This is a genomic window from Pantoea sp. SGAir0418, assembly GCF_043529865.1.
Genome location: NZ_CP027911.1, coordinates 443,546 through 468,457, shown reverse-complemented (window position 1 = coordinate 468,457; position 24,912 = coordinate 443,546). Strand labels below are relative to the sequence as shown.

28 protein-coding genes and 1 other RNA gene are annotated in these 24,912 nt (G+C 58.5%); 11 read left to right on the top strand and 18 right to left on the bottom strand.

Annotated elements, in window-relative coordinates:
- Window positions 1-393: 393 nt before the first annotated feature.
- An RNA gene (rnpB, locus tag C1N84_RS02210) (RNase P RNA component class A) lies at window positions 394-770 on the bottom strand.
- A gap of 33 nt (window positions 771-803) precedes the next feature.
- Entirely contained in the window at window positions 804-1,667 is an 864-nt protein-coding gene (gene rsmI / locus C1N84_RS02205; protein ID WP_264441932.1) for a 16S rRNA (cytidine(1402)-2'-O)-methyltransferase, read from the bottom strand.
- Window positions 1,668-1,729: 62 nt separating this feature from the next.
- On the opposite strand from rsmI, the gene C1N84_RS02200 reads away from it, so the two are divergent.
- The 4 genes from C1N84_RS02200 to dolP are packed head-to-tail and all read left to right on the top strand — an operon-like array spanning window position 1,730 to window position 5,317.
- On the top strand, window positions 1,730-3,775 hold the full coding sequence (locus C1N84_RS02200; RefSeq protein WP_264441931.1) for a penicillin-binding protein activator: 2,046 nt from the start codon (window positions 1,730-1,732) through the stop codon (window positions 3,773-3,775).
- The gene (locus C1N84_RS02195; RefSeq protein WP_264441930.1) at window positions 3,733-4,128 is read left to right on the top strand and encodes a YraN family protein; all 396 of its coding nucleotides are present in this window, start codon (window positions 3,733-3,735) and stop codon (window positions 4,126-4,128) included. The genes C1N84_RS02200 and C1N84_RS02195 overlap by 43 nt, the downstream gene beginning before the upstream one ends.
- 14 nt (window positions 4,129-4,142) lie before the next feature.
- Complete coding sequence (gene diaA / locus C1N84_RS02190; protein ID WP_021509716.1) at window positions 4,143-4,730, top strand: DnaA initiator-associating protein DiaA; 588 nt, start codon at window positions 4,143-4,145, stop codon at window positions 4,728-4,730.
- A gap of 14 nt (window positions 4,731-4,744) precedes the next feature.
- Window positions 4,745-5,317 carry a division/outer membrane stress-associated lipid-binding lipoprotein gene (gene dolP, locus C1N84_RS02185; RefSeq protein ID WP_021509717.1) on the top strand — a complete coding sequence of 191 codons (573 nt, stop codon included), beginning with the start codon at window positions 4,745-4,747 and terminating at the stop codon, window positions 5,315-5,317.
- A gap of 30 nt (window positions 5,318-5,347) precedes the next feature.
- Here dolP and C1N84_RS02180 read toward each other — a convergent pair whose 3' ends face one another.
- Window positions 5,348-6,049, bottom strand: a complete 702-nt coding sequence (locus C1N84_RS02180; RefSeq protein WP_264441929.1) for a pirin family protein — start codon at window positions 6,047-6,049, stop codon at window positions 5,348-5,350.
- A gap of 129 nt (window positions 6,050-6,178) precedes the next feature.
- On the opposite strand from C1N84_RS02180, the gene C1N84_RS02175 reads away from it, so the two are divergent.
- Window positions 6,179-7,078, top strand: a complete 900-nt coding sequence (locus tag C1N84_RS02175) for a LysR family transcriptional regulator (protein ID WP_021509719.1) — start codon at window positions 6,179-6,181, stop codon at window positions 7,076-7,078.
- A 206-nt stretch (window positions 7,079-7,284) separates the two neighbouring features.
- On the opposite strand, the gene C1N84_RS02170 is transcribed toward C1N84_RS02175, so the two are convergent.
- The 11 genes from C1N84_RS02170 to pmbA all read right to left on the bottom strand — a co-directional run bounded on the left by C1N84_RS02170 (window position 7,285) and on the right by pmbA (window position 16,823).
- Complete coding sequence (locus C1N84_RS02170) at window positions 7,285-9,195, bottom strand: BglG family transcription antiterminator (RefSeq protein ID WP_021509720.1); 1,911 nt, start codon at window positions 9,193-9,195, stop codon at window positions 7,285-7,287.
- Window positions 9,196-9,219: 24 nt separating this feature from the next.
- Window positions 9,220-9,957: a 2-dehydro-3-deoxy-phosphogluconate aldolase gene (locus tag C1N84_RS02165; protein WP_264441928.1), complete on the bottom strand. Its 738-nt coding sequence runs from the start codon at window positions 9,955-9,957 to the stop codon at window positions 9,220-9,222.
- Entirely contained in the window at window positions 9,954-11,075 is a 1,122-nt protein-coding gene (locus C1N84_RS02160; protein WP_125309919.1) for a DgaE family pyridoxal phosphate-dependent ammonia lyase, read from the bottom strand. The genes C1N84_RS02165 and C1N84_RS02160 overlap by 4 nt, the downstream gene beginning before the upstream one ends.
- On the bottom strand, window positions 11,059-12,192 hold the full coding sequence (locus tag C1N84_RS02155) for an amidohydrolase/deacetylase family metallohydrolase (protein WP_264441927.1): 1,134 nt from the start codon (window positions 12,190-12,192) through the stop codon (window positions 11,059-11,061). Before C1N84_RS02155 ends, C1N84_RS02160 begins: the two co-directional genes overlap by 17 nt.
- Before the next feature lie 92 nt (window positions 12,193-12,284).
- The gene (locus C1N84_RS02150) at window positions 12,285-12,932 is read right to left on the bottom strand and encodes a DUF4310 family protein (RefSeq protein ID WP_021509724.1); all 648 of its coding nucleotides are present in this window, start codon (window positions 12,930-12,932) and stop codon (window positions 12,285-12,287) included.
- A 12-nt stretch (window positions 12,933-12,944) separates the two neighbouring features.
- The gene (locus tag C1N84_RS02145; protein WP_021509725.1) at window positions 12,945-13,721 is read right to left on the bottom strand and encodes a DUF4311 domain-containing protein; all 777 of its coding nucleotides are present in this window, start codon (window positions 13,719-13,721) and stop codon (window positions 12,945-12,947) included.
- Between the two features lie 25 nt (window positions 13,722-13,746).
- Window positions 13,747-14,043 (bottom strand): DUF4312 family protein, encoded by a 297-nt coding sequence (locus C1N84_RS02140; RefSeq protein ID WP_021509726.1) that lies wholly within the window; start codon window positions 14,041-14,043, stop codon window positions 13,747-13,749.
- A gap of 2 nt (window positions 14,044-14,045) precedes the next feature.
- Window positions 14,046-14,402 carry an SFCGS family glycine-rich protein gene (locus C1N84_RS02135; protein ID WP_021509727.1) on the bottom strand — a complete coding sequence of 119 codons (357 nt, stop codon included), beginning with the start codon at window positions 14,400-14,402 and terminating at the stop codon, window positions 14,046-14,048.
- A 19-nt stretch (window positions 14,403-14,421) separates the two neighbouring features.
- Window positions 14,422-14,760 carry a glycine dehydrogenase gene (locus C1N84_RS02130; RefSeq protein ID WP_010617110.1) on the bottom strand — a complete coding sequence of 113 codons (339 nt, stop codon included), beginning with the start codon at window positions 14,758-14,760 and terminating at the stop codon, window positions 14,422-14,424.
- Between the two features lie 263 nt (window positions 14,761-15,023).
- Window positions 15,024-15,410, bottom strand: coding sequence for a cytochrome b562 (gene cybC, locus C1N84_RS02125; protein WP_394541704.1), 387 nt, complete (start codon window positions 15,408-15,410; stop codon window positions 15,024-15,026).
- Between the two features lie 72 nt (window positions 15,411-15,482).
- Window positions 15,483-16,823 carry a metalloprotease PmbA gene (pmbA, locus tag C1N84_RS02120; protein ID WP_058771332.1) on the bottom strand — a complete coding sequence of 447 codons (1,341 nt, stop codon included), beginning with the start codon at window positions 16,821-16,823 and terminating at the stop codon, window positions 15,483-15,485.
- A gap of 115 nt (window positions 16,824-16,938) precedes the next feature.
- Between pmbA and yjgA the strand changes: the two genes are divergently transcribed.
- On the top strand, window positions 16,939-17,481 hold the full coding sequence (gene yjgA / locus C1N84_RS02115; RefSeq protein WP_058759857.1) for a ribosome biogenesis factor YjgA: 543 nt from the start codon (window positions 16,939-16,941) through the stop codon (window positions 17,479-17,481).
- Between the two features lie 248 nt (window positions 17,482-17,729).
- Here the strand turns inward: yjgA and mpl are convergent, their stop codons facing one another.
- On the bottom strand, window positions 17,730-19,085 hold the full coding sequence (gene mpl, locus C1N84_RS02110; RefSeq protein ID WP_058759858.1) for a UDP-N-acetylmuramate:L-alanyl-gamma-D-glutamyl-meso-diaminopimelate ligase: 1,356 nt from the start codon (window positions 19,083-19,085) through the stop codon (window positions 17,730-17,732).
- Between the two features lie 168 nt (window positions 19,086-19,253).
- Here mpl and fbp point away from each other — a divergent pair, with 168 nt between their 5' ends.
- On the top strand, window positions 19,254-20,261 hold the full coding sequence (gene fbp, locus C1N84_RS02105) for a class 1 fructose-bisphosphatase (protein WP_021509731.1): 1,008 nt from the start codon (window positions 19,254-19,256) through the stop codon (window positions 20,259-20,261).
- A 178-nt stretch (window positions 20,262-20,439) separates the two neighbouring features.
- On the opposite strand, the gene C1N84_RS02100 is transcribed toward fbp, so the two are convergent.
- Window positions 20,440-20,703 carry a helix-turn-helix domain-containing protein gene (locus tag C1N84_RS02100; protein WP_021509732.1) on the bottom strand — a complete coding sequence of 88 codons (264 nt, stop codon included), beginning with the start codon at window positions 20,701-20,703 and terminating at the stop codon, window positions 20,440-20,442.
- A 91-nt stretch (window positions 20,704-20,794) separates the two neighbouring features.
- On the opposite strand from C1N84_RS02100, the gene C1N84_RS02095 reads away from it, so the two are divergent.
- Window positions 20,795-21,085: a helix-turn-helix domain-containing protein gene (locus C1N84_RS02095; protein ID WP_021509733.1), complete on the top strand. Its 291-nt coding sequence runs from the start codon at window positions 20,795-20,797 to the stop codon at window positions 21,083-21,085.
- Window positions 21,086-21,182: 97 nt separating this feature from the next.
- Here C1N84_RS02095 and C1N84_RS02090 read toward each other — a convergent pair whose 3' ends face one another.
- Window positions 21,183-22,742 carry a methyl-accepting chemotaxis protein gene (locus tag C1N84_RS02090; protein ID WP_264240755.1) on the bottom strand — a complete coding sequence of 520 codons (1,560 nt, stop codon included), beginning with the start codon at window positions 22,740-22,742 and terminating at the stop codon, window positions 21,183-21,185.
- Between the two features lie 172 nt (window positions 22,743-22,914).
- Between C1N84_RS02090 and C1N84_RS02085 the strand changes: the two genes are divergently transcribed.
- The 3 genes from C1N84_RS02085 (at window position 22,915) to ppa (ending at window position 24,476) form a co-directional block, all read left to right on the top strand.
- On the top strand, window positions 22,915-23,328 hold the full coding sequence (locus C1N84_RS02085; protein ID WP_058759859.1) for a lysozyme inhibitor LprI family protein: 414 nt from the start codon (window positions 22,915-22,917) through the stop codon (window positions 23,326-23,328).
- 67 nt (window positions 23,329-23,395) lie between these two features.
- Window positions 23,396-23,845 (top strand): DUF441 domain-containing protein, encoded by a 450-nt coding sequence (locus tag C1N84_RS02080; protein ID WP_021509736.1) that lies wholly within the window; start codon window positions 23,396-23,398, stop codon window positions 23,843-23,845.
- A 100-nt stretch (window positions 23,846-23,945) separates the two neighbouring features.
- On the top strand, window positions 23,946-24,476 hold the full coding sequence (gene ppa / locus C1N84_RS02075; protein ID WP_021509737.1) for an inorganic diphosphatase: 531 nt from the start codon (window positions 23,946-23,948) through the stop codon (window positions 24,474-24,476).
- 80 nt (window positions 24,477-24,556) lie between these two features.
- Here ppa and C1N84_RS02070 read toward each other — a convergent pair whose 3' ends face one another.
- Window positions 24,557-24,910 (bottom strand): gamma-glutamylcyclotransferase family protein, encoded by a 354-nt coding sequence (locus tag C1N84_RS02070; protein WP_031280151.1) that lies wholly within the window; start codon window positions 24,908-24,910, stop codon window positions 24,557-24,559.
- Window positions 24,911-24,912 lie beyond the last annotated feature (2 nt).

Below are 24,912 nucleotides of genomic sequence, written 5' to 3'. Positions count from 1 at the left end.
AGTGTAACGAAATGGTTATCCATAATTTTACAACTTATCCACGTTGTTGCTTTTCCCGGTGTGGATGAAAAATTGTCCTCAGTAGTTGAACACGCGCCTATTCTGGCACAGGGAAAAGAATGTTTTTGCGGATTTGCGTTTCTTTACGCAGAGAAATGGGGGTTTTGTGCTGTTTTATCTGGCTACGTGCGGTTTTCAGCCCTCACCCTAACCCTCTCCCACGGGGAGAGGGAATAGTTAAGTGTGGTGTTGGAGGCCGAATACTCAACTCATCCCACGCACAATCGGTCCCTTCTCCCGCTTGCGGGAGAAGGTTAGGATGAGGGGCAGCACGCACCCTCCCCCAAAAACAAGACGCCCGCAGATTTTCACCTGCGGGCGTCTTTATAAAAAAGTCGAAACTGACCGATAAGCCGGGTTCTGTCGTGGACAGTCATTCATCTAGGCCAGCAATCGCTCACTGGCTCAAGCAGCCTACCCGGGTTCAGTACGGGCCGTACCATGTGAACCCCTATTTGGCCTTGCTCCGGGTGGAGTTTACCGTGCCACGGACTGTTGCCAGCCGCGCGGTGCGCTCTTACCGCACCCTTTCACCCTTACCTGATCCCATTACTGGGCCATCGGCGGTTTGCTCTCTGTTGCACTGGTCGTAGGCTTACGCCCCCCAGGCGTTACCTGGCACCCTGCCCTATGGAGCCCGGACTTTCCTCCCCTCTGCCCGTCTCCCCCGAAAGGGACGACGACAAAGCGGCGACTGTCTGGTCAGCTTCGGCGCGGGATGATAGGCGATCCGCCGGCATTTGTCACGCCTCTTGCTGCTCCAGCGCGTACTTGTACAGGGCGTTTTTCTTAACCCCATGAATTTCCGCCGTCAGCGCCGCCGCCTTTTTCAGCGGCAGCTCGGCCTGCAGCAGCGCCAGCGTGCGCAGCGCTTCCGCCGGCAGCGTCTCTTCATCCGCTTTATGGCCTTCGACAATCAGCACCATCTCGCCCTTGCGGCGGTTCTCATCCGCCTGTACCCACGCCAGCAGCTCGCCGACCGGCGCACCGTGCAGCGACTCCCAGGTTTTGGTCAGCTCACGGGCCAGCACCACGTAGCGCGCCGCGCCCCATACGCTGACCATATCCTGCAGCGTATCCAGCACGCGATGGGTGGATTCGTAGAAAATCAGCGTGCGCGGCTCCTCGCTCAGCGCACGCAGCGCATCGCAGCGCCCTTTGCTTTTGGCCGGCAGAAACCCTTCGTAACAGAAACGATCGGACGGCAATCCCGCCGCGCTTAATGCTGTGATCGCCGCGCAGGCGCCGGGCAACGGCACCACGCGCACCCCGGCCTCGCGGCAGCGACGCACCAGATGGTAGCCCGGATCGTTGATTAACGGCGTGCCCGCATCGGAAACCAGCGCAATGCTCTGGCCCTCCTGCAGCTTCGCTAACAGCACGTCGGCCTTCTGCTGTTCGTTATGGTCGTGAAGTGCGAACAGTCGCGCATTGATGGCGAAATGTTGTAGCAACAGCCCGGTATGACGTGTATCTTCCGCAGCGACCAGATCGACGCTCGCAAGCACCGTCAGCGCACGCTGCGTGATATCACCCAGGTTACCGATCGGGGTAGGAACGATATAGAGCGTGCTGGCAGAAATCTCTGCCCGATCGAGTTGTTTCATTGTTTCATCCGAATTGCCGATTTAATATTGAGCATCTTGAAAAAAACATCACTGGATACAGTATGCTTCCTTCGAAAGTCGTACGTCATAAAGCAGGACGCCTGGTCCCTGTTTTGCTCGCGGGCCTGATTCTGGCCGCCTGTAGCGGCCAGGGACCGCAGCAAACCTCAAGCGTAAACGTGCAGGGTCCTGCCACGGGCCGCTCTGACTATTATCTGCAGCAGGTGCAGCAAAGCAGCGATGATAGCAAGACCGACTGGCAATTACTTGCCATCCGTGCCCTGCTGAAGGAAGGAAAGTATCCGCAGGCGCAAAATCAGCTCGGTCAGCTGCCACAGCAGCTCTCTGACGTACAACAGCAGGAATTGCTGCTGCTGCGCGCCCAGCTGCAGATTGCCCAGCAGGATTTCAACGGTGCTCAGCAGCTGCTGGGACAGATAAAAGCCGCTGACCTGTCGCAGGATCAGCAGGTGCGCTACTACGCGCTGCAGATTGCCGCTGCGCAAAATCGTCCGTCGCTCGCGCTGCTGCGCGCCTATATTGCTCAGGAAACGCTGCTGAAAGGCGCCGATCACCAGAGCAATATTGACGCCACCTGGCAGGCGCTGACCCAGCTAACCCAGGATCAGCTCAACAGCGTGGTGATCAACGCCGACGAAAATACGCTGCAGGGCTGGCTTGACCTGCTGAATACCTGGCACGCCAACAGCCAGGATGCCCAGATGCTGAAAGCCGCCATTAGCGACTGGCAGACGCGCTATCCGCAAAACCCTGGCGCGAAAACCCTGCCGACCCAGCTCAGCCAGGTGCAGAACTTCACTAAAGCCTCGACCAGCACAATCGCGCTGCTGCTGCCGCTTAATGGTCAGGCGCAGGTGTTCGCCAGTGCCATCCAGAAAGGCTTTAACGATGCAAAAAACGGTGTGCTGACTGCGCCAGCAGCCCCTGCCGCACCGGCCAGCAGCGATGCCAGCGCCTCCACGCAACAGCCCGCCAGCACGGCAACGCCAGCCAATGGCGATGCCAACGCGGTAGTCAGTCCGGCGGCCGCGGCCATCACGCCGTCAGACAGCGCACAGCCGCAGCAGCCCGCCGCACAGCCAGCCGTCGCGCAGCCTGCCAGCAGCGCCCAGGTGAAAGTGTATGACACCAGCAGCCAGCCGATTGCTCAGGTGATGCAGCAGGCGCAGCAGGATGGTGCCACCCTGGTGGTTGGTCCGCTGCTGAAAAATAACGTGGAACAGGTCGCCAACAGCCAGACACCGCTGAACGTGCTGGCGCTCAACGAACCAGAGCAGATCCAGAACCATCCGAATATTTGCTATTTTGCGCTTTCTCCTGAAGACGAAGCGCGCGATGCCGCGCACCATATCTGGGATCAGGGCAAACGCCAGCCGTTGCTGCTGATGCCGCGCAGTAGCTATGGCGACCGCGTGGGCAAAGCGTTTGCGCAGGAGTGGCAGAAGCTGGGCGGCGCAACCGTGCTGCAGCAGCGTTTCGGCGGCGTGGGCGAGCTGAAACAGGGCATCAACAGCGGTGCCGGTATTGCACTGAGCGGCACACCGCTGACGGTGCAGCCGGACCAGCCGCAGGGCGTGGCGGTCGCCGGTCTGACGATTCCGGCACCGCATACCAGCGCTCCGGCACCTGAGAGCGCCAGCAGCAGCGGCAGCGTTGATGCGGTTTACATTATTGCCACTCAGGACGAACTGCAGCTGATCAAGCCGATGATTGCCATGCGCACCAGCAGCCGCAATAACATCGCCCTGTATGCCAGCTCGCGCAGTGCGCAGGCCGGTGCCGGTCCGGACTTCCGGCTGGAGATGGATGGCCTGCAGTTCAGCGATATTCCGCTGCTGTCCGGCGCCAATCCTGGCCTGATGCAGCAGGCGGCGCGCAGTTTCAACAACGACTATTCGCTGGTACGCCTCTATGCGATGGGCATTGATGCCTGGACGCTGGCGAACCAGTTTAACCAGATGCGTCAGGTACCGGGCTTCGCCATTGATGGCAACACCGGCAAGCTGAGCGCCGACTCGGATTGCGTGATCAACAGGAAGTTGGCATGGAACCAGTATCGTCAGGGACAAATCGTTCCGGTGCAGTAAACCGCCAGCGCCTCGGCGCTGAGCAGGAGCAGCAGGCGCGTCGCTACCTTGAGCGCGCCGGACTGCAGTGGGAAGCCAGCAATGTGCGCTGCCGCAGCGGGGAAATCGACCTGATTATGCGCGACGCGGATTGCTGGGTGTTTGTTGAAGTGCGCTATCGGCGCGATGCACGTTTTGGCGGCGCGGCTGCCAGCGTGACGCGCCAGAAACAACAAAAGCTGCTGCGTACCGCTGCGCTGTGGTTGCTGGCACGCGGCGGCAGTTTTGATACGGTGAATTGCCGTTTTGACATCATCGCCATCACCGGGCGCGAACTGGTGTGGCTGGCCGATGCCTTTCGTGCGGATGAATAGAACCAGGTGGTCTTGTGCAGGACAGAATTAAAGCGTGTTTTACCGAAAGTATTCAGACGCAAATCGCCGCAGCCGAAGCGCTGCCAGATGCGATTTCCCGCGCCGCGATGACGCTGGTGCAGTCACTGCTGAACGGCAACAAAATCCTCAGCTGCGGTAACGGCGCCTCGGCGGCTAACGCCCAGCATTTTGCCGCCAGCATGATTAACCGTTTTGAGACCGAGCGTCCCAGCCTGCCGGCGCTGGCGCTGAGTGCGGACAATGTGATGCTGACGGCAATCGGTAACGACCGTCTGCACGACGAAATTTATGCCAAGCAGGTTCGTGCGCTTGGACAGGCCGGCGACGTTCTGCTGGCTATCTCCACCCGTGGCAACACCCGCGATATTGTTAAAGCGGTGGAAGCTGCGGTTACCCGCGATATGACTATCGTCGCGCTGACCGGCCATGACGGCGGTGAGCTGGCGGGCCTGCTCGGTCCGCACGATGTGGAAATTCGCATTCCGTCACATCGCAGCGCACGCATTCAGGAGATGCATATGCTGACGCTGAACTGCCTGTGCGATTTGATTGATAACACCTTGTTCCCACACCAGGAATGACTGAAGGAGCTCAAATGAAAGCATTGAACGCTATCGCCATTCTGTTAACCGCCATGCTGCTGCAGGGCTGCGTGGCGGTTGTCGCCGGCGGCGCTGCGGTCGCCACCAAAACCGCCACCGACCCACGTACCGTGGGCACGCAGGTTGATGACGGCACGCTGGAGCTGCGCGTCACTAACGCGCTGGCAAAAGATGAGCAGATCAAAAATCAGGCGCGCGTGGTCGTGACCGCGTATCAGGGCAAAGTACTGCTGACCGGTCAGGCACCGTCAGCCGATCTCGCCAGCCGGGCAAAACAGATCGCCATGGGCGTTGATGGCGCGACAGAGGTGTATAACGAGATTCGCACCGGGCAGAAAGTGAGCCTTGGCACGTCTTCATCGGATACGTGGATCACCACCAAAATCCGCTCGCAGCTGCTGGGCAGCGATCAGGTGAAATCGTCCAACGTGAAAGTCACCACTGAGAACGGGGAAGTGTTCCTGCTGGGTCTGGTAACGCAGGAAGAAGCCAAGGCAGCAGCGGATATCGCCAGCCGTGTCAGCGGCGTGAAGCACGTCACCACCGCCTTTACCATTCTGAAATAATGCCACAGGCGGCCAACAGGGCCGCCTTTTTTACACCGGAATATCAATTACCAGCGCACGCAGCGGCGTTTCCGCCTGCAGCGTAATCTGCGCCTCTTCACTGACAAACGCCCCATCGCCACAGCGCAGCTGCTCCTGATGCGCACTGCTGGCCCGTACCTCAAGCGCACCGTGAATCGACTGCAAATAGGCGCGCGGTCCGTGCAGCACCAGGCTGTACTGCTCGCCCGGTGCCAGCGTGACCTGATGTACCCACACCTGCTGGCGCAGCTGCAAACTGCCGTCCGCGCCATCCGGTGACGCAATCAGCACATGGGTTTGCTGCGGCAGCGCGCGTTTTTGCAGCAGCGGATTTTCCCGTTCCGGACAGGCGGCCAGCCACAGCTGCATGCGCGTCAGTGGGCGATCCTTGCTGATATTGTGTTCGCTGTAATTGACGCCCTGGCGGGCCGACAGCAGCATCGCTTCGCCCTCGCGCGCCATTAGGTGATTGCCTTCGCTGTCGCGGTATTCGGCTTCACCCTGCAGCACCAGGTTGAGCACATCCACCTGCGGATAGGTGCGCGGCTGAAATGCCGCACCGGGTGCCAGCACTTCCTGATTTAGCACGCGCAGCGAGGCGTAGCCCATCAGCTGGGGATCAAAATAGTGGCCAAATGAGAAGCTATAGCGCGCCTGCAACCAACCGAAATCGGCCTGGCCACATGCGGACGCGCAGCGGGTTGTCATCATGCTTTACCTCCGACGCACTGCGGTGAGAATCCACCACAGGCTTTATACGTCAATGGTAAAAGGCTGGACGCCGGATTGTTAGCCAGTTAATCTGCCTGGCATATTCAAATTTACTGACAGAGAGTCGGCATGGCTAAAGAGCGCGCGTTAACCCTGGAAGCTTTACGTGTGATGGATGCTATTGACCGTCGCGGCAGCTTCGCCGCGGCGGCCGACGAGCTGGGACGCGTGCCATCGGCGCTGAGCTACACCATGCAGAAGCTGGAAGAGGAGCTGGATGTGGTGCTGTTTGACCGCTCCGGCCATCGCACCAAATTCACCAACGTCGGGCGGATGCTGCTGGAACGCGGCCGCGTGCTGCTGGAAGCCGCCGATAAACTCACCACCGATGCCGAAGCGCTGGCGCGCGGCTGGGAAACCCATCTGACCATCGTGGCCGAAGCGCTGATCCCGACCGAGCTGCTGTTCCCGCTGGTAGAGAAGCTGGCCGAGAAAGCCAATACGCAGATTTCGCTGGTCACTGAAGTGCTGGCGGGCGCGTGGGAGCGACTGGAGCAGGGCCGCGCCGACATCGTGATCGCGCCGGATTTGCATTTTCGCGCCTCCACCGAGATCAACACACGCAAGCTGTACAGCATTATGAGCGTGTATGTTGCCAGTCCGGATCACCCGATTCATCAGGAAGCCGAGCCGCTGTCCGAGGTCACGCGCGTTAAGTATCGCGGCATCGCTGTGGCGGACACCGCGCGCGAACGTCCGGTATTGACGGTGCAGCTGCTGGACAAACAGCAGCGCCTGACGGTAAGCAGCATGGATGATAAACGCCGCGCGCTGCTGGCCGGTCTCGGCGTAGCGACCATGCCCTATCCGATGGTAGAGAAAGATATCGCCGAAGGCCGCCTGCGCGTTGTTAGCGCCGAGTATACCCGTGAGGTGGATATTATTATGGCGTGGCGCCGCGATAGCATGGGTGAAGCCAAAGCCTGGTGCCTGCGTGAGATTCCGAAACTGCTGGCGAAACGCGGCTGATTTCTGGTGCTGGCGGCCTTTCGCCCTCACCCCAGCCCTCTCCCGCACGCGGGAGAGGGAGCCGTCCGGGCATGGTTTGAGGGCCAGAATTCAGTCAATCCACCGGGCGCTGAGAATCAGCGCCTGAACTCACACGCCGCTGGGTCGGTCCCCTCGCCCGCTTGCGGGAGAGGGTTAGGGTGAGGGACAAACCGCACCCATCCCCCTCACAACCGGCTCAGACAATCCATCGCCACCGCTTTAAAGCTGACGAAATCAGCGCAGTCGCGCAATCTTGTCACCGCCCTTTCGCGCAGGAAGGTGACAAACAGATCGTAAATCGCCATCGCCTCCTCGTATTCGCTCTTACTGATCGCCAGCAGAAAAATTACCGAAGCCGTCTCATCGCCCCAGCTCACGCCGTGCGGCGCCAGCACGGTATAAACCACGGTTTTTTTAGCCAGTAATCCCAGCGAGTGTGGCAGCGCGATCCCTTCGCCCAGCATGGTACTGACAATCGCTTCACGCTCTTCGACCGAAGGATAAAAATCCGCGTCAACATAGCCCTCCGCCTCCAGCCGATCGCACAGCAGGCGGAACAGCGCAGACTGGCTCATTGGCCGGTCGAGCACCATGAAATGCTGCGCGTCGAAGTACTTCTCCAGCATGTAAGGCCGGGTGCGATCCACCAGCACCAGCTTGCCGAGCTGTTCCAGCTGAAACTCCGTAGGGAACGGCGACATCATCACTACCGGCTTGTTCTTCTCGCTGAGCCGCGCGGTTGAAATAACAAAATCTTCATCAATGTGCGCACGCACTTCGTAGTCACGCTGCGACAGCCGCGCCGTCACCACCAGCTGCGGGTATTTGCGCAGCAGCAGCGCCTCGATCATGCGCAGCGTGGAGTTGCCGCTGTCGCAAACCAGCAACACCTGCGGGTGTCGCTGATAGCCGACATCGTAATGTCGCTCCAGCCCGACGCCAATGTGCAGCACCAGAAAGCCAATCTCGTTTTCGCTGATGGTATACGGCGTGTATTTGCCCCAGCTGGTGACGGCCGCCAGCGTTACATCGTAGGCCATCGGATAGTGCTGCTTGATGTTACTCAGCAGCGGATTAGGGATGTGGATCTGATAGCGCACGCGGGTGATCATGGTTTTGATGTGCGTGAGCAGATCGGCGCGCAGCTGCTCATCCTGCTGCAGCCGGTAGTTGTAATGGGTGTTGATGTAGTTAAGCAGGTAATCCACCAGCGCATCCGCGTCATCGGCGTTGATGGTGCTGGGGGCCAGCGCCTGAATCTGCCGCGCCGCAATGTTAACGCGCAGCCAGTTCTCTTCCGCCTGCGAGATGCCTTTACCCACCAGCGGGCGCATCAGGTTAACCAGATCGTGCGCCGCCTCGCGTATCTCCTCGCCGACATCCTCCGCGCCGGGATCGCTGAGCGGGAAGCCTTCGCTGATGCGGCGCACCGCCACCGCGCAGTAAATCAGCAGATAGCGCTCGCCTTCATCGCTCAGCCGGATGGCATGCTGCGTGAAGCACTGCGCCAGCAGCGGCTGCAGCTGCGCCAGCATGCCGCTGTGCAGCGCCTCGACCGTCAGCAGCGGGCTGTCCGGCGTCTGCTGGTCGATTTGCCACAGCAGATCGGTCAGGCAGGTGCGAATCGCCGCCTCGCTGCCAAACAGTTTCATACCGTAGCGCGGCTTGGTTTCGATGTTGAGATGATAGCGGCCCAGCCACTCGCGCACTTCCGCCATATCGCTCTGCAGCGTGGCACGGCTGACGAACCACTCTTCCGACAGATCTTCCAGCTTGAGCGAATACGCGGCGGTGAGAAAGCGGCTCAGCAAATAGCGCACCCGATCCTGCGAGGTGCGCGGCACCCGCAGCGGTGCCGCACTCTCCTGCTGCAGGCGGCCGAAGCGCACCGCGTCGTCGATTTTTAGCTGATAGCCCGCGCCGCGCGCCAGCACGAACTGAGCGCCGTGCTGTTCCAGCAGCGCATTGAGCGCGGTGATGTCGGTGCGCACCGTGCGCGTTGAAACGGAAAAACGCCGCGCCAGCTCATCCTGTGGCAGCGTTTCGCTTTGCAGCGCCGCGAAGAGTTGAGCTAAACGCTGATTGGGAAATCTCACGGAGCCTCACCTGTTACTCATTTGTTACAGCAGTTTCTTGCACGTTGCCAGAAGCTGACGCACATCGTCAATGCGCGTGTCGCCGCTGGCGCTATCAATAATTGAGCTGTAAACGTGCGGGATGACTTTACTGACCCCGGCCTCCAGAGCAATCCGCACGATCTCTTCGAAATTATTGAGATCGATACCGCCGGTCGGCTCCAGCCAGAAATCATGGCGCGCACAGGCGTCCGCCACCGCGCGATACTCCTCCACCGCGTTCAGGCCGCCCATCGGGAAATACTTCACCGAACTGCCGCCCATATCCTGCAGCATGGCGATCGCCGTGGCGATCGGTACAATGCCGTCCGCCGCCTGCGAACTGCGCGGACCGGTGGAGATTTTCACCTTGCCCGGCGTGCCGGTTGGTGAAACCAGACCGTTCACGATAGTGTGTGGCTGTCCGAGCAGCGCGCGGCTGGTGGCCACGCCGGTAAAGACCTGATTAACGTGCTGCGGCTGCAGTTCTGCCGAGATTTCACTGACCATCGCCGACTGATTCGGGTCGCCCGCGCCCAGCCCGACCGACAGCGCATTATCAATCAGCGCCGCGTACTCGCGCATATCGGCAATCGCGGCCTCATTCGAGGCGTAGTTTTTCGACAAAACGCCGACCAGCACATGCCCTTCTGCCGCCTGCCAGATCGCCTGCGCATTCTGCTTTGAACCGGCCAGCACGTTGAGGCACAGACGGCCCTGATAGAAATTGGGGTTGAGATTCATGCGCGTTTTCCTCCGCTGAGCAGCGCCTGGATGCGGCTAAAGATGATGTGCAGCTGTTCCGCGCTGACGCTGCGCACATCCGCTTCGATAATGCCTTCGTTGGCTTTATAGCCGCGGAAATAGATGGCGATGTCGCCGTTTTTCAGCGCCTGCACCAGCTCGCCGGTTGGCCAGCCCGTCACCGCTTCATCAAATTTGATCTCGGCGCGGGCGATGTCACGACCAGCGGCATCCCACACCACGCGCGCGCTGACGCCGTTCAGCGTGTTGAGGTTATCGATAAAGGGCGTCATCTTCGCCACCATGTCGGCACCGCTGGTTTTGTTCTGCAGCAGGTAGTTTTCAATCGCCTGAGTCAGACCGAGAATGCCTTCTTTGCCGACTTTCATCGCGCGGCCAATGCCGTTGCTCTGGCGTTTTACCCACTCGACGTACTGGCTGCGGCCAATCACCAGGCCGCTGGTTGGCCCTTCAATCGCTTTGGCACCGCTGTAGATCACCAGGTCGGCTCCCATCTGGTAATAGCACTGCAAATCCTCTTCGGCCGCCGCATCGACAATCAGCGGAATACCGTGTTTGCGCGCGACTACCGCAGCCTGTTCGACGCTGAGATGGCTTTTCTGCACACAGTGATGTGACTTGACGTACAGCAGCGCAGCGGTGGTCGGCGTGATGGCCGCCGCCAGCTGTTCTGGCGAGCACTCATTGCTGTAACCGGCTTCAATCAGGCGTCCGCCGCCCAGCGCCACCATGCTGCCTACCGGCGCGCCGTAGTTTACGTTATGGCCTTTCGGCACCACGATGTCGTGCGGCACGCTGAGCGGCGCGGCGTGCAGGTTATCCAGCAACCAGTCGTTATCTTTGACGATCACCGCCGCTACGCACTGGGCAATACCGGCCGAGGCGCAGGAAACCACCACCGCGTTTTCGACTTCCAGCAGGCGCGCGATGTAGGCACCGGTTTTGTTGACCAGATCTTTGATCTCAAAGTAGTGATTGAGGCCGTAGCTGACGGTATCCACCACGTCGGCGGACGGCGTCGACACGCCGAGAATGGTCATACGGCCGGAGGCGTTGATCACCTGTTTCAGGTCATATTTCTCATAAATCGAAGACATGATGCGCTTTCCCTTCCTCAGTCAGATGCCACTGGCCCGCGATCACCACGGCCAGCGACAGCAAATGTTGCTCACCCGTGACCCGTTCGCCTTCAGCATCGACGAACGGGCGGGCTTCCTCTTTGACGGTAAAAATGGTCAGATCGGCGTCATAACCGGCGGTCAGATGACCTTTACCGGCCAGACGCAGACCCGCTGCGGCATTAACGGTGACGCAGGCGATCACCTGCGGCAGCGTCATGCCGATGGAGAAAAATTTCGACATCACGTGCGCCAGGCTGTGCACCGGGCCGTTGATGCGGTTGCGACAATAGATATCGGAGCTGATGGTGTCCGGCAGAATGCCCTGGGCAATCGCCTCGCGCGCCACCGCAAAACTGAAGCTGGCGCTGCCGTGGCCGATATCCAGCTTCACGCCGCGCGCGATCGCCTGCTTAACCGCCGCTTTCAGCTCGCCCTGCGGTGACAGAATGCGGTTCGGCTTGCCGTTGAAGCAGTGAGTGATGATGTCGCCGGAAGTGAGCAGCGCGGCGATCTCTTCCAGCACCGGCGGGTTGTTACCGATGTGCACCATCAGCGGCAGATTGCCCGCCGCCTGCTGAATGGCTTTGGCGCGCACCAGCGGCTGAATGCCGTTGTCGCCGACCACGCTGCTGCTCATGCGCGCCTTCAGGCCGACAATAAAGTCCGGGCGACGCTGTACCGCCTGCACCACCGCTTCGCCATCAATCTGTGCCATGTCGGCCAGTTCGTTCTGCGTGACGATGCCGGTGCGCGAGATGTTGATCAGCGCGCGCACTTCGGTCTTCGCGCTGCGCGTCAGCTGATAAAAGTCGTCGATGTGATCGGCACCGGTGCTGCCCGCATCCACCACGGTGGTGACGCCCTGCGCCACGCCAATCGCGTCGGCTTCGTCGTGGTAAATCGGTGATTTGGGATAGCAGTGTACGTGGCTGTCAATCCAGCCGGCGCTGACGTAGTAACGGCCGCCGAGATCGCGCTCCTGTTGCGCGGCGCCGTCCACCTTACCGACCGCCGCGATTTTGCCGGCGCGAATCGCGATATCCACCAGCTGTTCATCACACAGACGCGCGCGGCGCAGAATCAGATCAAACATAAAACCCCCATTTACAGAGCGCACATGCCGTAGCGGCGCAATTTATTGCGCGATAAATCGCGCCGCTACGGGATTGTGCAGCCATTTCGCGCTTACAGCGAAACCGGGAAGATAGCGCCGAGCACCATGGCACCGAGAATTGCGCCGCCGGTAATCGGCTTGTTCCACAGGTAAAACAGCAGTGCACCGACCAGCGAACCGAGGCCGATCGGAATCGACGCCGCCATAGCGGACAGAATAATCAGTGGACCAAGGAAGCGACCGGAGGCATTCCCGGCGCCCATCATTACGTCCGCGCCGTAGGTGGAATCGCTCTGGTTGATGGTGAATTTGCGTGCAAGGATAATCACGTAGCCAATCGCCACGCCAATCACCAGCCCGGTTGCCAGCGAGGCGGCAAAGTTCGCCACCGGAAACACGATACCGGCTCCCAGCAGCAGCGCTGGCACACCGAGGCCGACGCCGGTCTGAATCGCGCCGCCGATATCCAGAATCCCTACCAGCGAGCCTTCAATGATGCGCGCAAACAAGAAGCTGGCACCAAACGCCGCCACCGCACCGTACACGCCGGTCTCCATGCCGGAGCGCAGCATCGAAACGAATGCCACTTCGTTAAAAGCACCGATGCCGTACAGGTAGTACATGTGCGTCCCGGCGAATACGCCGGAGGAGAGCAGGCCGACAAACAGCGGAAAAGACCAGTCGGCGTACCAGAACCCTTTGTTTTCGTTCTCGTTCATACTGAAGGCTCCTTATTTGCCACTCAGGCTGTTGTGGATCATGTCGAGCCAGCCAGGGATGCCGAGCTGGAAGGATTGCAGCAGTTTCACATCGAAGCCACGGAAGAAGCCGCTCAGCACAAACAGCAGGACAATCGCAGCCATCATCACTTTGGTGACTTTGTTCCAGCCGCTCTCTTCCACGCCTTTACCGATCAGAATGCCCAGCACCAGACCCGGCACGGCGTTACCCATGATCAACTGCGCCAGACCACCAAAAATGGTTGCCCAGAAGCCCGATTTCTTACCGGCATCTATCGCCGCCAGCCAGAAGATCACCGGCATCACCGTGTTCACCAGCAGATTCGCCGCCGGCACCAGCACTTTTACCGCGGTCACCTGCAGCGCAGCCGGTACGGCAGAAGCGGTACTGTTCAGGAAGGCCACCACGATCATGCCGATGATGCCGCAGGCAATCGCCATGCGCTTCGGGTTATGCAGCGTTTCCGCGACGTTGCGGTTCTTTACCATCAGTGCGGCCGCGCCCCAGTTCGGCAGAATGCGGTGATCCACATCCTGCGTGAAGGAGCCCGCGGCAACGGAGGATGCCCAGGCGTTAAAGAAGAAGCCGAGACCAAAGGAGAAGTGCGAAGCCGGATCGCCCTCGCAGGAGTTGAGCTCGCCCAGCGTACGGAAGGCACCCATCCCCTGCGTGACGGGCGCGTGGAACATGCGCGCCGCGCCCGCTCCAACGCCCACGCCGACTAATCCACCGATGATCAACGACTTAAACAAAATGATTAAAAACATATTGTTACCCTTGTTGTCGTTATTCTTACGTTGCTGTGAAGGTCACGCTCTCGGTGTCGATCACAGTGACGCTGACAGTAATTTCCAGCTCCACGCTGTAATTCCGCCGTTCACGCGCGAGGAAGAAGAACAGAAATTTCTCCTTCCGCACGCTCTCCTGCGCGCGCAGCACCCGCACATCGAGCGGTTCAATGCGCAACAGAATTTTCTGGCTGGTGCGCAGCACCTGCTGCTGCACCTTGCTGAGCGCATCGGCGAAGGCTTTTGCTTTGCTGTCGCCTTTGCCCTGCACCGTGACCTGCGTCTCATACTGTTGTTTCATGCTTAGCTGCCGTGTTTTTTATTCCAGGCCTGCACCAGACGCTCACCCAGCTCTTCTTTATCCATGAAGCCAAAACCGAGCACGGTGGCACCTTCGTTGATGGCGGTTACCCCTTCGTCAACCGAACGCATGCCGTGTTTGGCTTTGTAGCCGTACTTGTTCTGCGCGGTGATGGCACCGGCACCGCCGCTGCCGCAGAAGGAGATGCCGAAATCAGCGTTTTCCGCCTTCATCACATCGCCCAGTTTCATATCCGCCGCCACGCCCGGCACCACTACTGCCCGGCCGCCGGCTTTTTCCACGCCAGCTGCCACTTTCTGTCCTTTACCCAGACGATCGCCAATCACTACCGTTACCATATTCCGTTCCTCTCTCAATTCATGCTTCGTTCGATTTCGCCACTTCGATATGCACCGACAGCAGCCAGGCTTCTTCGACAGGCAAATTGCCAAACAGATCCACCACCTGCTGCGCCAGCGCCATGGTCTCAGGCGAGATGTCCTCAAACAGTTCGGCTTCGACGTCCGGCAGCGCCTCTCCGGTGAGAGAGCGAGCCGCCATGGCGCGGACATGTGAGGCCAGCATTTGCTGTTGCACCGCATTGGCTGCAATGTGGTGCGCGGCATACAGCGCCGCGATTTGATTCATCACCTTATCCGCCAGCGCCTGGATTGCCTCCGGCGTGCTCGGTTTCAGCGGGACAGCATCACTCCTCACCTTGTTACTCCTGTTTACAGCGGACAATGTCAGATAATTCGCGTTGAGAAGAAATTACGCTGTCTGCCTGGGAGTGTGGAGACGCAACATTTCCACCTCAAAGTGGAAATCCCACGGGCGACTGTGCGCCAGATCGCACGATGCACGAACTATGCGAGTTCGCTCACGAAATGCATGAAATGAGGTAAAAAGCGGGATAAAAACGGTGGAATGACGCGAGGCCGCGGCAGGAATAAGGCCAGCCTGCAGGCTGGCCCGGTTTATCAACGGAATTTCTTATGGTTGGCGTTACGGATGCCTTCCAGTTTCTTCGCTTCGGTTTTCGCCTCGTCCAGCTTGTTAGCCTGCGCCAGCTGGTCGACAACGTCGATCTGGGCAATCAGTGAGTCCAGACCGGCGTGGTAATCCTTGATCTGTGCGCTGTCAGCGCCCTGACCTTCCAGTTTTTCCGGCGTGGATTTTTTTGCATCCTGCGCAGCGGCACGCATCTTGCCCAGTGCAGCGTGCATTTCCTGGGCGTCAGAGGTTTTCTTAACGACACTCAGCCCGTCTTTCAGGGTATCCATATCCTGCTCCAGGTCAGCCGCGAACAGGCTGGCTGAAGAGAACAGCAACGACAAAGACAACATAGCAATCACATGCTTACGCATAACGTTTTCCTTTAATTATTATCAGGCGAAAAAAAAGCAGCCGCTGTGGGCTGCTTTCATCAAGCGATGTCTTTATTGTCCGGCGATTTTCATCTCCGGCAGCAGCACCGATCCGCATTGTATATTGCTGCGCGTTTCAATGTCGTTACCGACCGTTACCATATTGAGCCACATATCTTTGAGGTTGCCCGCAATTGTGATCTCGCTCACAGGGTATTGAATTTCACCGTTTTCAACCCAGAAGCCAGCCGCACCGCGTGAGTAGTCGCCGGTCATGGCGCTGACGCTGGAACCCATCATCTCGGTAACGATCAAACCGCGCCCCATCTGCTTCACCAGATCGTCAAAGCTGTGGCCCTGACCGGCGATGCGCCAGTTATGAATGCCGCCCGCGTGGCCGGTGCTTTGCAGGCCAAGCTTACGCGCCGAATAGCTGGTCAGCAGCCAGTTCTGCAGCACGCCATCTTTCACGATTTCGCGCGCTTCGGTGCGTACGCCTTCGCTGTCGAACGGCGTCGAGGCCAGCCCTTTCAGCAGGTGCGGCTTCTCTTCAATCGTCAGCCACGACGGCAGAATCTGCTGGCCCAGCGCGTCGAGCAGGAAGGTGGATTTGCGGTAAACGCTGCTGCCGCTGATCATGCCCACCAGATGGCCGAACAGGCCAGTGGCCACTTCCGGCGCAAACAGCACCGGCGCTTTCATGGTCGGCAGCTTACGTGGCGAAAGACGTGACAGCACGCGGCGCGCGCACTCCGCGCCCACCCAGTCGGCGCTTTGCAGATCGCCCATCGCGCGGCCGATGGTGTAGGCGTAGTCGCGCTCCATGTCACCGTTGTGCTCGGCAATGACGCAGCTCGACAGCGAATGCCGGCTCGAGCAGTAGCTCTGCAGCATGCCGTGGCTGTTACCAAAGACTTTGATGCCGACGTGGCTGTTAAAGCTGCCACCTTCAGTATTGGTGATGCGCTTATCAGCCTGCAGCGCGGCCTGCTCGGCCTGCGCGGCCAGCTCAATGGCGCGATCGGCGTCGATCTCCCACGGGTGATAGAGATCGAGATCCGGCGCCTCGAACGCCAGCAGATCGCGCTCGGCCGGCGCAGCACAGGGATCGGGCGAGGTGTAGCGCGCGATATCGATCGCCGCCTGCACGGTGCGTTTAATCGCGTCCGGGCTGAGATCGGTCGAGGAAGCACTGCCTTTGCGGTTTTGGTGATAGACGGTGATGCCAAGCGCGCCATCGCTGTTGAATTCGACGTTTTCCACTTCGCCGTAGCGGGTACTGACACCGATTCCGGTGGTTTTGGTGACCGCCACTTCTGCTCCGTCGGTGCTGGCTTGCGCCAGTTCCAGCGCCTGCGCGACAGCCTGTTCCAACACTTTACGTTGTTCTGCAACCTGAGTAGATACGTTCATCGACCTGCCGTCTAATCTTAAGTATGAATTTATTGAGTCTATCAGACTCAGAGAACAATTTCGCAGTCGCCCGATAAACTGGTAGGATTAGCCTCTTTTTTTAGGGAGCCAACAGATGACGAAGCAGCCCGAAGACTGGCTCGACGATGTGCCGGATAATCAGGAAGAAGAAGACGAAGAGATTATCTGGGTCAGTAAAAGTGAAATTAAACGCGACGCCGAGGAGCTGAAACGCCTGGGCGCCGAGTTAGTGGATTTAGGGAAAAACTCCCTGGATAAGATCCCGCTTGATGAACAGCTGCGTGACGCCATTGAACTGGCGCAGCGCATTAAGAAGGAAGGCCGCCGCCGCCAGCTGCAGCTGATTGGTAAAATGCTGCGTCAGCGCGACGAAGAGCCAATCCGCCTGGCGCTGGATAAGCTGAAGAACCGCCACAACCAGCAGGTTGCGCTGTTCCATAAGCTGGAGCAGCTGCGCGATCGGCTGATTGAACAGGGTGATGACGCGGTGGCGGAAGTGCTGAATCTCTATCCGCACGCCGACCGTCAGCAGCTGCGCAGTATGATCCGCAACGCGCAGAAAGAGAAAGCCGCCAGTAAGCCGCCAAAAGCCGCCCGCCAGATTTTCCAGTACCTGCGCGAGCTGGCTGAAGCGTAAGTCCGCTGCGGACGGTTGCCCTGCCCTCACCCTAACCCTCTCCCGCAGGCGGGAGAGGGGATATAAAGCGCAGTGCTGAGGTAGCTGAAGCGCAGTGTTGGGGTAGCTGAAGCATTGTGCTGAGGTAGCGGAGGACGAGCGCTGAATGTGACGTCCGCACCGGACGGCCCCTTCTCCCGCCTGCGGGAGAAGGCTGGGATGAGGGCAGATCGCCTCTCGGCCCAGGGCCGGCCTTAACCGGCCACGCATTACTTACCTAACCGCTCCAGCAGTTTCTGATGAATCCCGCCAAAGCCGCCGTTGCTCATCACCAGAATCGAATCACCCGGCTGCGCCGCTTTAGCCACCATCTCCACCAGCGTATCAATGTCCGCGCTCCAGTGCGCCGGCTGAATGCAGGCGTCCGCAACGTCCGCGACCTGCCACGGAATGTGGTGCGGCTGGAACAGGAATACCTCATCGGCACGCCCTAACGAAGGGGCCAGTTCGTTCTTGCTCACGCCCATCTTCATGGTATTAGAGCGCGGCTCAAGCACCGCCAGAATGCGTGCGGTGCCGCCGACTTTACTGCGCAGCGCCGCCAGCGTAGCGAGAATCGCCGTTGGGTGATGGGCAAAATCGTCATACACCTTAATCGCGTTCACTTCGCCGCGTAGCTCGAGGCGACGACGCGCGTTAATGAAGCTGTTCAGCGCCTCACCGGCATCGCACGGCTTCACGCCAACGTGACGTGCGGCGGCAATCGCCATCAGGCCGTTGTGCATGTTGTGTTCGCCGACCAGCGCCCAGTTCACTTCCGCCACTTTCTCACCGTCGAGCCAGGCTTCCCAGCGCGAGGCATCCGGCACCAGCTTTTTCGCCTGCCAGCGACCATTGTCGCCCACGCTCTCCTGCTCGCTCCAGCAGCCCATCGCCATCACCTGCTTAATGTTGTGATCGTGTTCCGGCAGCAGGATCTTGCCCTGACCCGGCACGATGCGCACCAGATGGTGGAACTGCTTCTGGATCGCCCGCAGATCGTCGAAGATGTCGGCATGATCGAACTCAAGATTATTGAGGATCAGGGTGCGCGGGCAGTAGTGTACAAACTTGGAACGCTTGTCGAAAAACGCGCAGTCGTACTCATCCGCCTCGATGACGAAGAATGGACTTTTTCCTAATTTTGCCGATACGTCGAAGTTACCCGGCACCCCACCAATAATAAAGCCTGGTTCCAGGCCGCAGGCCTCGAGAATCCACGCTGCCATGCCGGCTGTGGTGGTTTTGCCATGGGTACCGGCCACCGCCAGTACCCATCGATCGCGCAGCACGAAATCGTGCAGCCATTGCGGTCCGGAGAGGTAAGGAATGTTGCGTTCCAGCACCGCTTCCACGCACGGGTTGCCGCGCGTCATGGCGTTGCCGATGATCACCAGGTCCGGTGCCGGCTCCAGCTGCGAGGCGTCGTAACCTTCAGTTAATTCAATGCCTTGCTGTTGCAGCAGCGTGCTCATCGGCGGATAGACATTGGCATCTGAACCGGTCACTTCGTGTCCGAGCGAGCGGGCCAGCATCGCCAGTCCGCCCATAAAAGTGCCACAAATCCCAAGGATGTGAATGCGCATAAAAAGATCCATTACTCAAAAGTTCGGCGCACAGTGTAACGCCGAGTCCGGAGGGAAGAAACGGATTAGGACTATGGTTTTTGAAGTTCAATCGGCTAAACTGCGTACGCATACGTTGGTAGCTTGTTACAGCTGCTGCCACTCCATCGTAGATTCAGGGAATGTGTTATGAAAACGTTAGGCGAATTCATCGTCGAGAAGCAACACGACTTTCCTCACGCCACAGGTGAACTGACGGCGCTGATTTCCTCCATCAAGCTGGGCGCAAAAATCATCCACCGCGACATCAACAAAGCGGGTCTGGTGGATATTCTCGGTGCCAGCGGCGTAGAGAACGTGCAGGGTGAGCAGCAGATGAAGCTGGATCTGTTCGCTAACGAAAAGCTGAAAGCGGCACTGAAGGCGCGCGGTGTGGTCGCGGGGATTGCTTCCGAAGAAGAAGATGAGTTTGTCATCTTTGAAGGTTCGGAGAACGGTAAGTACGTAGTATTGATGGACCCGCTGGATGGTTCCTCGAACATCGACGTTAACGTTTCCGTCGGCACCATTTTCTCGATTTATCATCGTATTAGTGAGCCAGGCACGCCAATCACTGAAGCCGATTTCATGCAACCAGGCCACAAGCAGGTTGCCGCAGGTTACGTGGTGTACGGTTCCTCAACCATGATGGTGTACACCACCGGCGTGGGCGTTCATGCCTTCACTTACGATCCGTCGCTCGGCGTGTTCTGCCTGAGCCACGAACGCATGACCTTCCCGGAAAAAGGCTACACCTACTCGATCAACGAAGGGAACTACATCCGCTTCCCGCAGGGCGTGAAAAAGTACCTGAAGTTCTGCCAGGAAGAAGATGTTTCAACGAAGCGCCCTTACACCTCGCGCTACATCGGTTCGCTGGTGGCGGATTTCCACCGTAACCTGCTGAAAGGCGGCATTTATCTCTATCCCAGCACCGCCAGCCACCCGAAAGGCAAGCTGCGCCTGCTGTATGAGTGCAACCCGATGGCCTTCCTCGCCGAACAGGCGGGCGGTAAAGCCAGCGACGGTAAAAACCGTATCCTTGATATTCAGCCGGAAACGCTGCACCAGCGCTGCCCGTTCTTCTGCGGTAATGATGCGATGGTCGACGACGTTGAACGCTTTATGCGTGAGTTCCCGGACGAACATCAGGCGTAAGTAAGCGGGCAGTTAAAATGCCTGCGTGTGTGATGCCTGTCAGTAAATGATTTTCGGTCGCCATTAATGGCGACCCTACAGGTCGATGGCACGGTTTATGTTGGGTGCGCATGAATGCGCACCGGCATACAGAAATTAATTGCCACTTAATCGGCATTACGCCGGCGCCCAGGCTTAATTATTTTTTATTTCTGATTCTTGCCTGACGATTAATTAATTCACCATTCTCCGCATAATAACGACTCGGCCAGATCTCAGCCGGCGAAATACCAATTGCTTCGGCAATAATTAATTCCCCTTTCGGCCACGGACGCGCCAGCGCGTTGGCTAACGTGGTGGAACATAATCCCGCCTGTCGGGATAACGCCGCCATTGAGGTTCCCTTTTTACGCAGCGCCGCAATGATATCGGCCGGATGCCAGTCTGACTTCGCATTATTCACGCAACTCTCCTTAGTTCGCTTATCCATTCCCGTAACGATACTACGTTACTCGTAGTATCTGACAAGCGCTAAATCTACGATTCTCGTAGTCATGAAACCGACCTCCTCGCTGCAAGACACTTTTTGTCGACGCCTGAAACAAGCGCGTCTGGCGAAAGGTTTGTCGCAGAAAGGATTGGGTATTGCCGCAGGGATCGAAGAGTTTTCTGCCAGCGCGCGTATTAATCGCTATGAACTGGGCGTGCATAAACCGGACTTATTAACGCTGCAATTACTGGCGCAGGTGCTGGAAGTGCCGGCAGCCTATTTTCTGGCGGAAGATGATCGGCTGGCCGCCATGATTCTGGCGTTTCCCGCCGGTCTGAACAGCGGTGCACCATAAGACGCACCGCGTAAATTACCGCGTTATCTTCTCCCGCGTCGCCATCCATCAGGGCGAACGCAGGCAACGTTACCGGTCATCCCTGACCCCACCCTGATTATGCTGTCGCCACGCGGAACTGCGCCATGGATGCCTGCAACTGCTGCGACTGCGCTTCCAGCGACTGCGTAGCGGCGCTGGCCTGCTCCACCAGCGCGGCGTTTTGCTGTGCGGCTTCATCCATCTGCGTCACCGCCTGGTTAACCTGTTCAATACCGCGGCTCTGCTCTTCCGAGGCGATGGAGATCTCCTTCATCAGCGCGGTGACCCGCATCACTTCGCTGGAGATCTCATCCATGGTTTCGCCAGCGCGCGTGGCCATGTCGCTGCCCTCTTTGACCCGCGTCTGTGATTCGCTGATCAACTCACGAATCTCTTTGGCGGCGCTGGCGCTGCGCCCGGCCAGGGTGCGCACTTCGTTGGCAACCACGGCAAAACCGCGCCCCTGCTCACCGGCACGCGCCGCTTCCACCGAAGCGTTGAGCGCCAGGATGTTGGTCTGGAACGCAATGCCGTCGATCACGCTGAGAATATCGGCGATCCGATCGGAGCTGTGGGTGATCTCACGCATTTTCTCCATCACGTAGCACACCACTTCTGCACCGCGATCGGCGGTATCGGACACGCTACTGGCCAGCTGATTGGCCTGCTGTGCGTTACTGGCGTTAAGCCGGACGGTGGCCGTGAGCTGCTCCATGCTGGCAGCAGTCTGCTCGAGCGAGGCCGCCGACTCTTCCGTGCGCTGCGACAGATGCACCGTGCCCGCGGACAGCTCGCGGCTGCCGACGTCAATCTGCAGGCTGGCTTCACGCACCTGGCTGACCGAGTTGCGCAGTGCCAGCTGCATTCCCGTCAGCGCCTGATTCAGACGGCCAATTTCGTTATTGGCCGCTGCCGGCAGCGGCTGCGACAGATCGCCGGCTGCAATTTGCTCCAGATGCTGGATCGCCCCGTCCAGCGGACGCAGCAGCGCGCGGCGCAGCAGCAGCCAGGCCAGTGCAATCAGCAACAGGGTCAGCGCGACGGCGACGCCAATCATGATCTTCATCTGCAGTTCATTGTGCGCCGCTGCCGCCAGACGTGCGGCAGAGACTTCGTCGGCATACAGGCTGAAGTCGTTCACTGCCTTCGAATAGTTAGCCGCCAGCTGCGACAGGTTGCCTTCCAGCACCTGGTAATACTCATCGGTATACTGCTTTTGCAGCGCATCCATCATGGGTGCCATGGCACCTTTCTGATACGCGTTGAACGCGGCCGCGACCGCATCGGCGAGGCTTTTGCCCTGCGCGGTGACGGTACCGGCATCAATAAACGCGGTCAGATGGCGTTGCGAGCTGGCGACATCTGCCTGCGCTTGTTTAGTAACTGTGGCGCCCTCATCCAGCAGGCCGATTTCGATTTTGCGCACCGCCAGCGCGGCGCTGGCGCGGGCACGCATCAGATCGGCGTTGCTCTGATACAGGCTGTTGAGTTCAATGCCCTGAATACGGTTGATGGCGTCAAGTGACTGGTTGCCGGAATTGATGGCGTAGATGCCCATAGCGCTCACTGCCAGCAGCAGCAGCGTCATAAAGGCCAGAAGAGAGAGTAAAGCCGTGCGTATAGATAGCTGTGTGATCATGATAATTCCCGTGCGCTTTAAAAAAGGGAGAATCCAGTAGCCCTAAAACGGAGAGATTATCGGCAGTGACCGGGGGAAACTTTATCCTTCATTGATGGTCAACCTGATTACGATCATCTACGCTTCAGATTTCCTGAAGTTCGTAGCGCTTAAAGCAAGGAATGTAACGATGAAAAAATGGCTTCCGCTCGCCTGTCTGTTCGCGTCCAGCGTGGCAATGGCACAGCAAAACCCTATCGATCAGCAGCTCAATCAATGCCTGAATAAAGAGTCCAGCACCGCCGGCATGTCGCAGTGCTACAGCTCGGCCAATAAGGCGTGGGACAAAGAGATGAATGCGCAATATAGCCAGCTGATGAAGAAATTAACCGGTGAGCCCAAAGACAAACTGCGCAATGCGCAGCGCGCCTGGCTGGCCTACCGTGATAGCTGGACCGATGCCAGCCGCAGCTATTTCCTCAGCAGTCAGGGCTCCATGGCGGCGCTGTCAGTGGGCGCGCAGGGCGTCAGTCTGGTGCGCAACCAGGCACTGATGCTGCAATCAATCAACAAAGGCAGTTGCGCCAATCCCGATGATTGTTGATAAATGGGGGCGTTAAACACGCTTAGCGCTGGCCACGGTCAGCGCGCCCATTATTCACGGAGAAACCATGGCTGCCTACGCCTCGACCCTCATTCTTATCTGCCTCGCCATCCTGAGCTACTTCGTCCACAACAGCGCCGTTACCATTTCGATTCTCATCCTGCTGGTGATTAAGCTCACGCCGCTGGCACAGTTCTTTCCCTACGTCGAAAAGCAAGGCATCCAGATTGGTATCATTATTCTCACCGTGGCCGTCATGGCACCGCTGGCAAGCGGCACGCTGCCGGCCTCGTCGCTGCTGAAATCCTTTGCTAACTGGCAATCCATTGTGGCGATTATCGTTGGCGTATTTGTTGCCTGGCTCGGCGGTCGCGGCGTCAGTTTAATGAGCGTGCAGCCGTCGGTGATTGGCGGGTTGCTGATTGGCACGGTGATTGGTGTGGCGTTCTTTCGCGGCGTGCCGGTCGGGCCGCTAATCGCCGCAGGGATTGTGTCGCTGTTTGTCACCACGAAGTAGCCTGCTGGACCATTCCGAAACGCCAAAAAGGGGGCATACTTTCAGAGTCAGTTGGCTATAATAGCCGTCACTCAACTTACGACTAATGAAGGAAAGCCAGATGAGTTTGAACCAGGTGCCTGCAGGTAAAGATCTGCCAGAAGATATCTATGTCGTCATCGAGATCCCGGCCAACGCCGATCCGATCAAATATGAAGTGGACAAAGAGTCTGGCGCCCTGTTTGTAGACCGTTTCATGTCTACCGCCATGTTCTATCCGTGCAACTACGGTTACATCAACCACACGCTGTCTCTGGATGGTGACCCGGTTGACGTACTGGTGCCAACCCCGTATCCGCTGCAGCCAGGTTCAGTGATCCGCTGCCGTCCAGTGGGCGTGCTGAAGATGACCGACGAATCAGGTGAAGATGCCAAACTGGTAGCGGTTCCGCACACCAAGCTGAGCAAAGAGTACGATCACATTAAAGATGTGAACGACCTGCCAGAACTGCTGAAAGCGCAGATCACCCACTTCTTCGAGCACTACAAAGATCTGGAAAAAGGCAAATGGGTGAAGGTTGACGGCTGGGACAACGCGGAAGCGGCTAAAGCTGAAATCATCTCCTCTTTCGAGCGCGCACAGAAGAAGTAAGTTTTCTGTCAGCGCTGTCGCATCGCTATGTATGGCGATCGGCAGATAAAAAAACACCGCCCACTGGGCGGTGTTTTTATTTACGCTTCTGCGGCGTCATCGCGCCGTAACCAGTCGCCACTCGCGATGCGGGTGCGACCGGCAATCGAACGCTGATACACGTACAGCCAGGCGCTGCCGTAGGGCGTCTGGATCAGCTGGCGCTTATACTCGCCGTTCTTGCTGCGCAAGGCATCCAGTTCGCCGAGGGTGCTGGCGTCGATGCGATACACTTCGCAGTACACCGTGCCGTCCCCCTCAACCACGCCCGGATAGTGACCGAGATTGTAGAGCGCAAACCCTTCAATCTGATGGTCGCCGAGCCATTGCGCATTGGTCATCCAATGACTATTTCCCTGTTTGCGCCGTAAACTGCCGTAGACAATTATTCGCATTG